The organism is Inquilinus limosus, from assembly GCF_002195995.1.
GTDB classification, from domain to species: Bacteria; Pseudomonadota; Alphaproteobacteria; order DSM-16000; family Inquilinaceae; genus Inquilinus; species Inquilinus limosus_C.
Genome location: NZ_NHON01000021.1, coordinates 51,908 through 65,045, shown reverse-complemented (window position 1 = coordinate 65,045; position 13,138 = coordinate 51,908). Strand labels below are relative to the sequence as shown.

13 protein-coding genes are annotated in these 13,138 nt (G+C 70.3%); 7 read left to right on the top strand and 6 right to left on the bottom strand.

From position 1 onward, the window contains the following. The first annotated feature begins 10 nt into the window (after positions 1 to 10). The 5 genes from BWR60_RS13530 to BWR60_RS13510 all read left to right on the top strand — a co-directional run bounded on the left by BWR60_RS13530 (position 11) and on the right by BWR60_RS13510 (position 5,343). Positions 11 to 1,558, top strand: a complete 1,548-nt coding sequence (locus tag BWR60_RS13530; RefSeq protein WP_088151556.1) for an ABC transporter substrate-binding protein — start codon at positions 11 to 13, stop codon at positions 1,556 to 1,558. A gap of 53 nt (positions 1,559 to 1,611) precedes the next feature. Then, complete coding sequence (locus BWR60_RS13525; protein ID WP_088151555.1) at positions 1,612 to 2,343, top strand: helix-turn-helix transcriptional regulator; 732 nt, start codon at positions 1,612 to 1,614, stop codon at positions 2,341 to 2,343. A 72-nt stretch (positions 2,344 to 2,415) separates the two neighbouring features. Next, positions 2,416 to 3,378 (top strand): threonine/serine dehydratase, encoded by a 963-nt coding sequence (locus BWR60_RS13520; RefSeq protein WP_088151554.1) that lies wholly within the window; start codon positions 2,416 to 2,418, stop codon positions 3,376 to 3,378. Positions 3,379 to 3,418: 40 nt separating this feature from the next. After that, positions 3,419 to 4,519 (top strand): pyridoxal phosphate-dependent aminotransferase, encoded by a 1,101-nt coding sequence (locus tag BWR60_RS13515; protein ID WP_088151553.1) that lies wholly within the window; start codon positions 3,419 to 3,421, stop codon positions 4,517 to 4,519. Positions 4,520 to 4,704: 185 nt separating this feature from the next. Then, the gene (locus BWR60_RS13510) at positions 4,705 to 5,343 is read left to right on the top strand and encodes a hypothetical protein (RefSeq protein WP_088151552.1); all 639 of its coding nucleotides are present in this window, start codon (positions 4,705 to 4,707) and stop codon (positions 5,341 to 5,343) included. Between the two features lie 100 nt (positions 5,344 to 5,443). Here BWR60_RS13510 and BWR60_RS13505 read toward each other — a convergent pair whose 3' ends face one another. Then, the gene (locus BWR60_RS13505; RefSeq protein WP_088151551.1) at positions 5,444 to 5,860 is read right to left on the bottom strand and encodes a cupin domain-containing protein; all 417 of its coding nucleotides are present in this window, start codon (positions 5,858 to 5,860) and stop codon (positions 5,444 to 5,446) included. A 160-nt stretch (positions 5,861 to 6,020) separates the two neighbouring features. Then, entirely contained in the window at positions 6,021 to 7,082 is a 1,062-nt protein-coding gene (locus BWR60_RS13500; protein WP_088151550.1) for an isocitrate/isopropylmalate dehydrogenase family protein, read from the bottom strand. Between the two features lie 133 nt (positions 7,083 to 7,215). Here BWR60_RS13500 and BWR60_RS13495 point away from each other — a divergent pair, with 133 nt between their 5' ends. Next, a complete protein-coding gene (locus tag BWR60_RS13495) occupies positions 7,216 to 8,724 on the top strand; it encodes a serine hydrolase domain-containing protein (RefSeq protein WP_218823480.1) in 1,509 nt (502 codons plus the stop codon). Between the two features lie 25 nt (positions 8,725 to 8,749). After that, positions 8,750 to 9,385, top strand: a complete 636-nt coding sequence (locus tag BWR60_RS13490) for an SGNH/GDSL hydrolase family protein (RefSeq protein WP_088151578.1) — start codon at positions 8,750 to 8,752, stop codon at positions 9,383 to 9,385. Positions 9,386 to 9,657: 272 nt separating this feature from the next. Here the strand turns inward: BWR60_RS13490 and BWR60_RS13485 are convergent, their stop codons facing one another. The 4 genes from BWR60_RS13485 to BWR60_RS13470 are packed head-to-tail and all read right to left on the bottom strand — an operon-like array spanning position 9,658 to position 12,968. Next, entirely contained in the window at positions 9,658 to 10,704 is a 1,047-nt protein-coding gene (locus tag BWR60_RS13485) for an agmatinase (protein ID WP_088151548.1), read from the bottom strand. 56 nt (positions 10,705 to 10,760) lie between these two features. Continuing rightward, the gene (locus BWR60_RS13480; protein WP_088151547.1) at positions 10,761 to 11,489 is read right to left on the bottom strand and encodes an MBL fold metallo-hydrolase; all 729 of its coding nucleotides are present in this window, start codon (positions 11,487 to 11,489) and stop codon (positions 10,761 to 10,763) included. Beyond that, positions 11,486 to 12,169, bottom strand: a complete 684-nt coding sequence (locus BWR60_RS13475; RefSeq protein ID WP_088151577.1) for an amino acid ABC transporter permease — start codon at positions 12,167 to 12,169, stop codon at positions 11,486 to 11,488. The genes BWR60_RS13480 and BWR60_RS13475 overlap by 4 nt, the downstream gene beginning before the upstream one ends. 13 nt (positions 12,170 to 12,182) lie before the next feature. Continuing rightward, the gene (locus tag BWR60_RS13470; protein WP_179221755.1) at positions 12,183 to 12,968 is read right to left on the bottom strand and encodes a transporter substrate-binding domain-containing protein; all 786 of its coding nucleotides are present in this window, start codon (positions 12,966 to 12,968) and stop codon (positions 12,183 to 12,185) included. Positions 12,969 to 13,138: the final 170 nt, after the last annotated feature.

Sequence of the window (13,138 nt, the reverse complement as noted above, 5' to 3'; positions counted from 1 at the left end):
GGAGGCTCGAATGAAGACGATCGCGACATCGATCCTGGCGGCATGCCTGCTGGCGACCCCGGCCTTCGCCGGCGGCGACACGCTGCTGATCCGGCTCAACGCCGATATCCGCTCGCTCGATCCCGGCACCAACCGGGACGGCAACACCGACATCGTGCAGACCCATCTGTACGAGGGTCTGGTCGCGTTCAAGGAAGACGCGACGATCGGGCCGCTGCTGGCCAAGTCGATCGAGGTGTCGCCGGACGGGCTGACCTACACCTTTCCGCTGCGCGAGGACGTCAAGTTCAGCAACGGCGCGCCGCTGACCAGCGACGATGTGCTGTTCGCCTGGAAGCGCTACACCGACCCCGCCACCGGCTGGCGCTGCCTGACCGAGGTCGACGGCCGCGGCGCGGTCAAGGTGACCGGCGTGACCGCGCCGGACGCCCACACGGTCGTGTTCACTCTGGAGACGCCGTCGGCGCTGTTCCTCGGCACCCTGGCCCGGCCTGATTGCGGCGGCACCGGCATCTATCACCGCAGCTCGCTCGGGCCCGACGGCCAGTGGCAGGAGCCGGTGGCGACCGGGCCGTTCAAGCTCGCCGAATGGAAGCGCGGCCAGTATATCGACCTGGCCCGCAACGACGCCTATGCGGCGCTGCCGGGCAAGCCCGACGGCCTGACCGGCAACAAGACGGCGGAGGTGCCGAAGCTCCGCTTCCTGATCATCCCGGACGAGGCGACGGCCAAGGCGGCGCTGCAGACCGGCGACATCGACCTGAACTACGACGTTGAGAGCGCCGATGTCGCGGACTACAAGTCCAACCCGGAGCTGGTGACCGACACGTCGCCGACCATGAACATCAGCGACTTCCTATTCCAGACCAAGGACCCGCTGCTGTCCGACGTGCGCATCCGCAAGGCGTTCCTGCTGTCGCTGGACATGGTGGAGCTGGTGGGCCAGGTCACCAATGGCCAGTCGGAGCCCAACAACTCGCCGATCCCGCCGGCCAGCGCCTACTACAAATCGGCCCAGGCCGTGGTCGTGCAGCGCGACGTCGAGCAGGCGAAGCGGCTGCTGGCCGAGGCCGGCTACAACGGGCAGCCGATCAAGATGATCACCAACAAGCGCTTCGCGCCGATGTTCGACCAGGCGATCCTGGCCCAGGCCATGGCGCAGGAGGCCGGGCTGAACATCGAGCTCGAGGTGATCGACTGGGCGACGCAGCAGGACCGGTACCTGGCCGGCACCTACCAGATCATGTCGCATGGCTTCTCCGCCCGGCTCGACCCGTCGCTGTCCTTCGAGATGTTCTCCGGCGACAAGACCAAGCAGCCGCGCAAGGTCTGGGACAATCCGGAAGCGGCGAAGCTGCTGGCCGCCAGCATGGCGACCTCCGACCCCGCCCAGCGCCAGGCGCTGCTGGACCAGCTCGAGGCGCTGTACCGCCAGGACGTGGCGATGATCACACTCTATTCCGGCGTGCGCACCGGCGCGGCCCGGGCGAATGTGGTCGGCTACAAGGGCTGGGCCCTCGGCTCGCCCCGCGCCTGGGGTGTATCGTTCAAGCCGTGACCCGGGGCGCCGGCGCGGCGCCTCCGGTCCGGCTTGAGACGGGAGGGCCGCGCATGTCGCCGCACCAGGCGCTGGCGGAGGTGATCGGGGCGATCGGCGAGGCCGGGTTTCCGGCAACTGCGGCAGGCGCCGTCGGCCGCCTGCTGGGCTTCGACCTCGCCGCCGTCATCGTCCATCCGGGCGGCCGGACGCCGGAGCTGCTGTTCGACAATTTCGACGCGGCGGGCGGAAGGCGTGGGATCGAGACCTATCTGCGCGTCACCCACGCCGTCAGCCCGATCCTGGCGCGCCGGCCGATGGGCCGGGCGTTCCGGGCGCGCGACTTTGCCGTCCGGCGCCTGCCGCGGCGGGAGGCGCCGGGCCATCTGCTGCCGGCGCCGGAGGAGGAGCTCGGCTTCCGCACCGTCGGCTGGCCCGAGGGGCTGGAGGAGATCGGGCTGCATCTCGGCACACGCGTCGGCCTGGTCGAGTTCGGGCTGTACCGCCAACGGTCGCGGCGCCGGGCGACGGACCGGGACCTCCACCATCTCGATGCGCTGGGCGCCCCGATCGCCGCGGCCTTCGACAAGCACCTGTCGCTGTCGCGTCCCGGCCCGGCCGGTGCCGCCGGCCTGACCGGGCGGGAGCGGGAGGTGCTGGACCTGCTGCTGGCGGGCTGCTCGTCCGAGGCGGTGGCGCTGCGGCTGGGCATCGGCCGCTTCACCGTGAAGGACCACCGCAAGCGCATCTTCCGCAAGCTCGGAATCGGCTCGCTGGCCGAGCTGTTCGCCCGCTGCCGGTCCTGACCCCCTCCCTGGAGGGATGGCGCGGCGCCGCGCGGCCCGGCACCATCGGCGACATCGCGCGGGAGGATCGAGATGACAGAGCTGTTCGACCGGATCATGGCGGCGCATGCGGCGATCCGGCCGCAGGTCCCGGTGACGCCGCTGGAGCGCAGCGCCGTCCTGTCGGCCGCGCTGGGCTGCGAGGTGCTGCTGAAGGCGGAGCATCTGCAGCCGAGCGGGGCCTTCAAGCTGCGCGGCGCGACCAACAGGATCAGCACGCTGTCGGAGGCGGAGCGGCGCCGCGGCGTGACCACGGCGTCGACCGGCAACCACGGCATGGCCGTGGCGCGGGCCGGCGCGCTGGCGGGCACCGCCGTGCGGGTGCATGTCGCCGCCGGCACCGCCCGGACCAAGACCGACGCGATCTTGGCCCTGGGGGCGGAACTTGTCGTCATCGACGGCCCGCCGATTGAGGCGGAGGCCAGCGCGCGGCGGGACGCGGCGGCGTCGGGGCGGACCTACATCCCGCCCTATAACGACCCCGACGTGATGGCCGGGCAGGGCACGGTCGGGGTCGAGCTGATGCAGCAGGCCCCGGATCTCGACGCCGTCTTCATCGCCGTCGGCGGCGGGGGTCTGATCGGCGGCACCGGCACGGCGATCAAGCGGATCCGGCCGCAGACCCGCGTGGTCGGCGTCTGGGCGGAGAATTCGCCGGTGATGCTGCGGGCGCTGGAGGTGGGCGCGATCGTCGATGTCGAGGAGAGCGAGACCCTGTCCGACGGCACTGCGGGCGCCGTGGAGGCCGGGTCGGTCACCTTCCCGGTCTGCCAGTCGGTGATCGACGAGCGGGTGCTGGTCAGCGAGGCGGAGATCGCCCGGGCCATGCGCCAGGTCGCCGAGGCCGAGCATTGGATCGTGGAGGGATCCGCCGGGGTCGCGCTGGCCGGGCTGGTCCGGCAGGCCGAGGCGTGGCGCGGCCGCACCGTGGCCGTGGTGCTGTGCGGCCGCAACATCGCGCTCGACACCTTCCTCCAGGCCATCTCTGCCGCCTAGGCGCAAGACGCCTCATCCCTTCCGAACACGAGGGTTTCCGATGCGCTACGCACGCATGCCGATCGAGGTCGAGTCCCCCGAGGAGTACGGCTACGGGCTGATCCGCTTCAACCTGTCCGAAAGCTCGGTGGCCGACCGCAGCCTGTCGCAGCTCGGGCTGCAGATCCCGGACCTGACTTTGCTGTACGGCAGCCATCGCGGCAGCGAGGCGCTGCGGGCGCTGATCGCGGCGCAGGGCGAGGGGCTGCAGCCGGACGACGTGCTGATCACCGGCGGCGCGGCCGGGGCGCTGTTCATCGTCGCCACCGCGCTGCTGGGCCGCGACAACCATCTGGTGGTGGTGCGCCCCAACTACGCCACCAACCTGGAAACGCCGCGGGCGATCGGCTGCGCCATCACCACGGTCGATCTGCGCTTCGAGGACGGGTTCCGCATCGACCCGGAGGCGGTCGCCGCCGCGGTGACGCCGCGCACGAAGCTGATCAGCGTCACCGCCCCGCACAACCCGACCGGGACGATGGCCAGCGCCGCCGAGTTGCGGGCGCTGGCCGACCTCGCCGCCCGCACCGGCTGCCCGCTGCTGGTCGATGAGACCTATCGCGACCTGTCGCTGGACGTACCCCTGCCGCTGGCGGCGACGCTGGGGCCGCGTGTCATCGGCGTGTCGTCGCTGTCCAAGGCCTATGGCGTGCCCGGCATCCGCATCGGCTGGATCGTCACCCGCGACCCGGCGCTGCAGGAGCTGTTCCTGGCGGCGAAGGAGCAGATCAGCATCTGCGGCAGCGTCGTCGACGAGTGGATCGCCGAGCGGATCCTGGAGAACCGGTCGGCGATCCTGGACCCGATCCTGGCGGAGATGCGCCGCCGCCGTGCCCTGGTGGCGGGCTGGATCGCCGGCGAGGAGCTGCTCGACTGGGTGGCGCCGTCGGGCGGCGTGGTCTGCTTCCCGCGGATGCGGGCGGAGCCGCCGGGCGGCACCGACGCCTTCTACCGCCGGCTGCTCGACGTCCATGGCTGCTATGTCGGGCCGGGCCACTGGTTCGAGATGCCCGACACCTGCTTCCGCCTGGGCTATGGCTGGCCGACGGCGGCGGAGCTGGACTCCGGTCTGGCCGCGATCTCGGCGGCGCTGCGGGGGTGAGCCGTGTCGCCTCTCTCCCGCAAGAGGGGCCTTTTAGAACACAGCCGTTCAACTCGACTTGTGCCTTTAATCCTCCCCCTCCCCTTGCGGGAGGGGGGCAGGGGGAGGGGTTCTCTCAGCCCGACGCATTTTCCCAGCACGATCGCGTGTAGCCTTTCCCGCGACTCTTGTTCATTCTTTGTTCCATGGATGATGAGCCGCAGTTCGAGCCGATCCGGCCGACCGATCCCGACATGCATTGGACGGGATGGGCGCTGCACCTGGTGCGCCAGGCGGCGGAGATGGACATGCGCGTCAAGCGCATGACCGAGCGGCAGCAGGAGCGGGCATCTGCGGACTCGCCGATCGATTGCGGCCTGATCCACTCGCGCCTCTCCCGCTCGATCCGGCTGTCGGTGGCGCTGACCGAGCGGATCCGGGCGGAATACCTGATGCGCCGGGGCGAGCGCGTGGCCACGGGCGAGGAGCAGCAGCGCCGGCAGAAGCGGGAGCAGGTCACGGACACCGTGACCAAGGCGCTGGCGACGCCGGCGGATGGCGAGGGTGCGGAGTATCTGCGGGCGGCGGTGTGGGAAACGCTGGTCGAGGACGAGACGCTCGACGCGCAGATGGACACGCTGTCGTCGGAGGAGTTCCTGCAGGCGGTGTGCCGCAAGCTCGGCCGCCCGCCGCCGCAACCGCAGGGCTGCGACACCGAGGCCGCCATCGAGCCGGCGGAGACCGATCCTGCCGACCGCGACGCCGCGGAGCCCTGGCCCGAGAGCCCGGCCGAGTCCGCCGCCGGCCGGCCTCTGCCGCGCCCGCCGAAGCCGGACAGCAGCTGAGCGCCGGCTTGGCGCGACCGCGTAGCAACCATCGCCGACCTACCCGGCCTTCCTCTCTCCCCTGCGGAGGCGGGAGAGGCCTGCGCGCGTCCGCGCAGGCTCACCGCCGCTCGGCGTCGATCCGCCTGGTGTCGCCGGTGGCGACCAGGGTGCGGGTGGCGTCGACCGAGGCGTAGGTCCAGAAGATCCGCAGCCGCCCCGGGCCGGCATTGACGAAGCGGTGCGGCACATCGGCCGGCACCCAGGTGGTGTCGTGCACGCCCATGCGGTGGGTGGCGCCGGCGATCTCCACCAGCGCCTCGCCCTCCAGCACCATCACGCTCTCCTCGCAATTGTGCGTGTGCAGCGGGATGGCGCCGCCGGGCGCGAATTCGGTGATGCCGTTGAGCAGGCCGGTGGAGCCGATGCCGCTGGTCACCAGAGGCACGGTCCGGGCGCCGCCGCCGCGCTCATGCGCGACGATCTCCGCCGGGCGCAGGATCGCGGCCTGCGGGCGTGTCTGGGTCTTGTCGGTCATCCAGGTCTCCCTTGGAACGGGATGAATTGAGGTTTGGTCACACCAGAAGCTGACAAGATGTCGAGCGTCTTCTCGCATTGCCTCTCCTGCAAGCGGGAGAGACAAAACGTTACCGCCTCGATACGCTCGGATGAGCGGCCAGTCCCGAACTCATCCCGGTCTAGCCAGCGACCGCGGCGACGACGGCCGCGGTGAATTCGGTGGTGCCGCGGCTGCCGCCCAGGTCGCGGGTGCGCGAGGCCGGGTCGGCCAGGACCGCCTCGACCGCCTCCTCGATCAGCCGGGCCGCCTCGGCCAGCCGGTCATTGCCGTCGCGGCGGGCGCGCCAGTCCAGCAGCATCGCCGCCGACAGGATCAGCGAGGTCGGGTTGGCCAGGTCGCGGCCCTGGATGTCGGGGGCCGAGCCGTGCTGCGCCTGGGCGACGCAGACCGTGTCGCCGGCGTTGATCGACCCGCCCAGCCCCAGGCTGCCGCACAGCTCCGACGCCTCGTCGGACAGGATGTCGCCGAACATGTTGGTGGTGACGATGACGTCGAACCGATCCGGGCTGCGGATCAGATGGGCGGCGGCGGCGTCGACGATCAGCTCGTCCAGCTGGACCTCCGGGAAGTCCTGCGCCACCCGGCGCACCTCGCGCAGGAACAGGCCGTCGGTCAGCTTCAGCACATTGGCCTTGTGCACGGCGGTGACCTTGCGGCGCCGGCCGCGGGCGATCTCGAAGGCGGTGCGGGCGACGCGGGCGCTGGCCCGCGCGGTGATCTTGCGCACCGCCAGGGCCATGTCGGCATCGGGCATGAACTCGCCGCAGCCGGCGACCATGTTGCGGTCGGCGTAGAAGCCCTCGGTGTTCTCGCGCACGATCACCAGCTCCATCGGCTTGCGCAGGACGCTGAGGTCGGGGCGCGAGCGGCAGGGGCGGATGTTGGCGGTCAGGTCGAACCGCACCCGCAGCTCGCCCGACGGGTTCAACCCGCCCTGGTCGCGGGCCGGGTACTCGTAATGCGACACGGGCCCGAGGATCACGCCGTCGGCCTTGGGGATCGCCACCAGCACCTCTTCCGGCAGGGTGGTGCCCTGCGCCGCCAGCGATGCCAGGCCGATGTCGTGGCGGGTGAAGGCGAGGCCGAGCGCCAGGCGCCGGTCGGCCGCCTGCAGCACCGCCAGGGTGGCCTCGGTGATCTCGGGGCCGATGCCGTCGCCGGGAAGGACCAGGATGTTCATGCCGCCTCACGGATTGGGTCAGTGTCGCCTTGTGTGATTTTGCATTTTGCGCGACAAAATGCATTACCCAAATCGAATCATGGTGCCGCAGCGACGCGCCGCCGCAGGATTCCCGATCCCGAGGAGACATTCCGTGACCACCAGCATCAGGCTTCCGCGCGCGACCCCGGCCGAGAAGGGCGTGGACCCGGCCGGCATCCTGGCCTTCCTCGACGAGGTGGCGGCCGGCGGGCTGGAGCTGCACAGCTTCATGCTGTTCCGCGGCGGCGCGGTGGTGGCGGAGGGCTTCTGGAAGCCCTATGGCGCCGACCGGGTGCACATGCAGCATTCGGCGACCAAGAGCTGGACCGCCGCGGCCGTCGGCCTGGCGATCGGCGAGGGCCGGTTCGCCCTGGACGATAAGGTGATCGGCTTCTTCCCGGACCAGCTGCCGGCGCAGGTCAGCGACAACCTGGCGGCGATGACGGTGCGCGACCTGCTGACCATGCGCAGCGGCCACACCACCGGCATCTCCGGCGGCGAATGGCGCCGCATGGGCGGCAGCTGGGTCGAGGCCTTCCTGCGCGAGCCGGTGGACGAGGCGCCGGGCCGCACCTTCATCTACAGCAGCGCCTCCAGCTACATGCTGTCCGCCATCGTCACCAAGGTGACCGGCCAGACCGTGCGCGACTATCTGGAGCCGCGGTTGTTCCGGCCGCTCGGCATGGGGACGATCCTGTGGGATGTCTCGCCGGAGGGCGTCAGCAGCGGCGGCAACGGCCTGTGCTGCGTCACCGAGGACGTGGTCAAGTTCGGCGCGCTGCACCTGCAGAACGGCGTGTGGGACGGCCGGCAGGTGCTGCCGGCGGAGTGGGTGCGGGAGGCGACGCGCAACCAGGTCGACGAGGTCTGGATGGCCGATCTCGACGGCAAGCGCTTCCGCCCGCGCGACCCGTCGCAGCGGTCGCCCGCCGACCGGCGCGAGGGCTATGGCTACCAGTGGTGGATGACGCCGCATGACGGCTACCGCGCCTCCGGCGTCTACGGCCAGCAATGCGTGGTGCTGCCGGCCCAGGATGCGGTGATCGCGGTCACTGCGGCGATGCGCAACGGCGACCGCCGCCTGATGACCGCGCTCTGGTCGAAGCTGTATCCGGCCCTGGCCGGCGCTGGCCCCGACGCCGCCCGACTGCAGCCGGTGCTGGAGGCGCGCCTGGCCGCCCTGGCGCTGCCCGAGGCCGAAGGCGCGGCGCAATCGCCCATGGCGGCGGCGGTCGACAGCCGGCGCTTCGTGTTCGACGCCAACGAGGACGGGGTCGCCGCGATCGCGTTGGACTTCGCCGCGGACCGCGTCGTCTTCAGCCTCTCCGACCATCGCGGCACGCACCGGATCGAATCCGGGCTCGGCCACGCGGTGGAGGGCGACACCACCATGACCGGCAACCTGCTGCACCACGAGTACCAGCCGGACTCGCTGCGGGTGATCGCCCGCGGCGTCTGGCGCGATGAGCGCCGGCTGGAGATGATGTGGCGCTTCGTCGAAACCGCGTTCTGTGACACCGTGACCCTGACCTTCGGCGACGGCGACGTCCGGCTGGATCGCCGGGTCAACACCAATGCCGGGCCGCTGGAGCGGCCGACATTGCTGGGGCGGGCGGCGTGACATCGGAGTGACGGCCTTGATCGACGTGAAGACCATCCTCGCCTTCGGCGACAGCCTGACCTGGGGTGCCGATCCTGTGAGCGGTAGCCGTCACCGCTTCGAGGATCGCTGGCCTAGCGTGCTTGAGGCCGGGCTGGAGGGAGCCGCCCGGGTGATCGCCGAAGGTCTGGGCGGACGGACCACAATGTTCGACGATCATGGGGCGGCCGCCGACCGGAACGGCGTGCGCATCCTGCCGACGCTGCTGGGCAGCCACTATCCCCTTGATCTCGTGATCATCATGCTCGGCACCAACGACCTGAAGCCGTATGTCTGCGGCACCGCCTTGGGTGCCGGCGCCGGGGTCGAGCGTCTGGTCGAGATCGCCAGGACCTATCCCTATGGCCGTGGCGCCGCCTCCCCGCGGGTGCTGATCGTGGCGCCGCCGCTGTTCGGTGAGACCGTAGGCGGCGACTGGCAGCCGGCCGGCGGCCGCAGCATCGTCGAATCGCGGAAGCTGGCGCCGCGTTACCAGGAGGCTGCGATCCACTGCGGCTGTGCCTTCTTCGATGCGGCAGGCGTGGCGACCGCGTCGCCGATCGACGGGGTGCATCTCGATGCTGCGAACACGCGGGCGATCGGAGTCGCACTAGCCCCCGTCGTTCGGCAACTGCTGGCATGACGCTGATACAAGCATTCGTCCGAACTTGGCGTGTGTGAGCATAGTTAGTTGCGAGTCCCCGCAACCAACGATCCCCTGAAGGCCGTCCCATCCGGGACGGCCTTCTTGCTTTCCAACTGCAGCATCGATGAAGCAACCTCTCGGAGCCGCCTCGCCCCGAGCGGCCTTCGACCAAAGCACAACGGACGCCACTCTCACCTCGGCCCCTTTACCGACGGCGGGACGTCCATCCCGCCAAGGGGCCCATGACGCAAGAAGCGTCATGACGGCGCTCAACGGCGACCTGACCTCGTCTTGACCGCCAGGCACAGCAGCTCGAACAGTACCTGGGCCCCGCACTGGGCGGTGTTGGTGGTCGCGTCGTATTGCGGCGCCACCTCGACCACGTCGCCGCCGACGAAATCGATGCCGGCCAGGCCGCGCAGCAGCTCCAGCACCTCGCGCGGCTGCAGGCCGCCGACCTCGGGCGTGCCGGTGCCGGGCGCGAAGCCGGGATCCAGGCTGTCGACGTCGAAGGACACATAGGTCGGGCCGTCGCCGACCACCTCCCGCGCCCGGGAGATCACCGCGGGCAGGCCGAGCTTCGGCACCTCCTCGGCATGGATCACGGCCATGCCGGACGCGTAGGAGAACTCCCAGAGATACTCGGCGCCGCCGCGGATGCCGATCTGGATCGTCCGCTCCGGGTCCAGCGTGCCCTCGAGGACGGCGTGCCGGAACGGGCCGCCATGGTGGAACTTGGCGCCTTCGAAGCTGCCGCCGGTGTCGCAATGGGCATCGATGTGGATCATGCCGACCGGCCGGTCCCGGCCAATGGCGGCCAGGATCGAACGGCTGATCGAATGGTCGCCGCCCACGGCCAGCGGAATCACGCCCGCCGCCACGACCTTGGTGAAGAAGGCCTCGATGTCGGCGTGGCATTGCTCCAGGCTGAAGCGGCTGGCGAACGGCACGTCGCCGATATCGGCGACGCTGCAATCGGCCATCGGCGTCATGCGCAGCACATGCTCGTAGGGGCCGATGCGCTCGATGCCGCGCACCGCCCGCGGGCCGAGGCGCGCGCCGGCCCGGTTGGTGACGCCGAGATCCATCGGCACGCCGATCAGGGCGATGTCGATCCCGCCGAAATCGGCCTTCGCCGCGGCGTCCGGCCGGAAGGGCGCGTCGAGCAGGGTCGACGGGTCGGCGAAGGGCAGCCTGCGCCGGTCGCCATCGCCGAATTGCAGCGACGCCGCCTTGCGGAAATCCGGGTCGTCCAGGTCCGCGCCGCCGGCGGAACCGTAGCGGGCGCGCAGGACGTCGAGCTTCCGTGTGTCCATCCTGTCCTCCTTGTCGGCACTGCGGGTCGATGATCGCATGTCCGGCGCCGACAGCCTCATGGAACGCGATCGAGATAGTCGCGGGCAATGGCCCGCATGCTGTCGCGGTCCAGGCTGTCGCCATGGCCGCCATGGACCGCGCGGATATCGAGTTCGAGCAGCCGGGCCATCGTCCGGCGATAGGCCGCGCGGTCGGAACCGGGCAGATCGTCGACCAGCCGGCCGGTGTAGAGCGCGTCGCCGCTGAACAGCAGCCCGTCCCGCTCGTCGAGCAGTCCGATCGAGCCCGGGGAATGACCGGGCAGATGGAGCACGGTCAGGCGCCGGTCGCCGAGATCGATCGTGTCGCCTTCCTCCACGATCCGGGTCAGCGGTGCCGGCGGCACCCGGTATTCGTCGGCATTCCAGGTGTCGGAGGGTGGTCGGGCGACCGCATCCGCCAGGGTGCGGAACAGCGGGGCCAGCGTGTCGCGGTCATCCATCCCGGCGAAGCCCTCCGCTTCCGCCCGATGGCCGATCCGGTGCTCGAATTCGTGCAGCGACCCGACATGGTCGACATGGATGTGGGTGGCCACCGCCAGCGCCGGCTTGCCGCCGGCCAGGCCAAGGGTCGGACGCAGCGGCCGCAACCCCATGCCGGCATCGACGACGAGGTCGGCGTCGCGGCCGGCGACGTGCCAGATATTGGCCCGGAAGAAGCCGTGGACATGCGGTTCCCACAGCCGCCGGATGCCGGGGGCCGCCACCCGCTGTTCGAACCAGGCGGAGCGAAGCGGCCCGGTCATCGCCGGACGTATCCGGCCGAAAGCCGGCGCTCGATCCGGATCTGGGCCACGGTCAGCACCGAGACCATGAGCAGGTAGTACACGAGGGCGGCGCCGTACCACTCCAGGAAGCGGAAGCTGGTCGCGATGGCGAAGGAGGTCACGGTCATCAGCTCCTTCAACGAGATGACGGTGGCGAGGGAGGTGGTCTTGAGCAGCGAGATGAACTCGTTGACGAGGGCCGGCAGGGCGATGCGCATCGCCTGCGGCAGGACCACCAGGAGGAAGACCTGCCAGCGGTGCAGGCCGAGCGCCGCCGCGGCCTCGCGCTGGCCGGCCGGGATCGCGGCGTAGGCGCTGCGCAGGATCTCGGTCAGATAGGCGACCTGGATCAGGGTCAGCGCCAGGAAGGCCGCCAGGAAGGGCGAGAACCAGCCGGCCCGAAGCTGCGGGATCATCTGCGGCAGGCCGTTCCAGACGAACAGCAGCACCAGTAGCGCGGGCGAGGCGCGGAACAGCCAGACATAGACGGCCATGCCCCAGCGCGACGCGGGGCGCCGGGACGCCGCCAGGGACGCGGCGCCCATGCCCAGCAGGAACGACACCGCCTGGACGGCGATCGACAGCGCCAGTGTGACCAGCGCCCCTTGCGCCAGCGGCCACCCGAACAGGGCCGACAGGAACAGAGCTGGATCGAACATCGACCGGCGGCGCCTATTGCGGGCCGGCTGCGGCATCGAGGGCCGTCTCGGCGATGCCCCACCTGGCCGCGATCGCCGCCAGTTCGCCGCTCTGCCTGAGCGTTGCGAAGGCCTGCCGCAGCGACTGCAGGTCATCGCCGCTTCGGCGGAGATAGAGGCCGTAGGTGTTGTGGTCCGGATAGGTATAGGCGATGCGCAGCGCGTCCGGCATCTGGTTGCGGCGGAAGATGGCGGTCGTGTCCTGCGTGAAGGTCGCGGCGGCACGGCCGACCAGGATCTGCTGGATCACGGCCGCGGCCGAGGGGTAGGTCTGCACCGTCACCTCGGGCTGCGCGCCGGCGCGGAGCGTGCTGTTGAGGTCGGCCGCCCGCGCCTCGTAGGTGGTGCCGGCCTCGATCGCGATGACCTTGCCCGACAGGTCTTCCGGCCGGGCCGTCGCCGTGTCGGAGGCGGGCGTGAGAACGACCACCGCGGTGGTGAAATAGGGCAGGGCGTCATAGGTCTTCAGCCGTTCGGGGGTGACCGAGATGCCGCTGGCGACCAGGTCGCAGCGCCGCGCCTCGAGCGAGGACAGCAGGCCCGTGAAGGGCGCGATCACAAAATCCGGCTTGGCGTTCCAGATCCGGGCCAGCGCCGACACGACATCGATCTCGACCCCGACCATCTGGGTGTCGCCAGGATGCTCATAGTATTCCATCGGCGGGAAATCGCCGGCCGTGCAGACCTTCAGCGTGCCGTTCTGGACGAAGGATGGAACAGTGCCGCCCGCCATGGCGGCCGTGGAGCAGAGCGCCGACAATCCGAAGATGATCGTCGATGAAAACCGCGATGGAATCGCGCCCATTGTTTGGTCTCCCCGTTGATTGATTGTGCCGGAGCAAGCCGTCTGCGGGCTCGCTGCGACAAACCATCAGCGGGGCTCAAGATTTTGACAAGCTAAATGATTTTCTTCAAAATTTGCTAATCAAA

Coding starts and splice junctions, on each gene's coding strand:
- BWR60_RS13530 (WP_088151556.1), top strand. CDS start 11: ATGAAGACGATCGCGACATCGATCCTGGCGGCATGCCTGCTGGCGACC.
- BWR60_RS13525 (WP_088151555.1), top strand. CDS start 1,612: ATGTCGCCGCACCAGGCGCTGGCGGAGGTGATCGGGGCGATCGGCGAG.
- BWR60_RS13520 (WP_088151554.1), top strand. CDS start 2,416: ATGACAGAGCTGTTCGACCGGATCATGGCGGCGCATGCGGCGATCCGG.
- BWR60_RS13515 (WP_088151553.1), top strand. CDS start 3,419: ATGCGCTACGCACGCATGCCGATCGAGGTCGAGTCCCCCGAGGAGTAC.
- BWR60_RS13510 (WP_088151552.1), top strand. CDS start 4,705: ATGGATGATGAGCCGCAGTTCGAGCCGATCCGGCCGACCGATCCCGAC.
- BWR60_RS13505 (WP_088151551.1), bottom strand. CDS start 5,860: ATGACCGACAAGACCCAGACACGCCCGCAGGCCGCGATCCTGCGCCCG.
- BWR60_RS13500 (WP_088151550.1), bottom strand. CDS start 7,082: ATGAACATCCTGGTCCTTCCCGGCGACGGCATCGGCCCCGAGATCACC.
- BWR60_RS13485 (WP_088151548.1), bottom strand. CDS start 10,704: ATGGACACACGGAAGCTCGACGTCCTGCGCGCCCGCTACGGTTCCGCC.
- BWR60_RS13480 (WP_088151547.1), bottom strand. CDS start 11,489: ATGACCGGGCCGCTTCGCTCCGCCTGGTTCGAACAGCGGGTGGCGGCC.
- BWR60_RS13475 (WP_088151577.1), bottom strand. CDS start 12,169: ATGTTCGATCCAGCTCTGTTCCTGTCGGCCCTGTTCGGGTGGCCGCTG.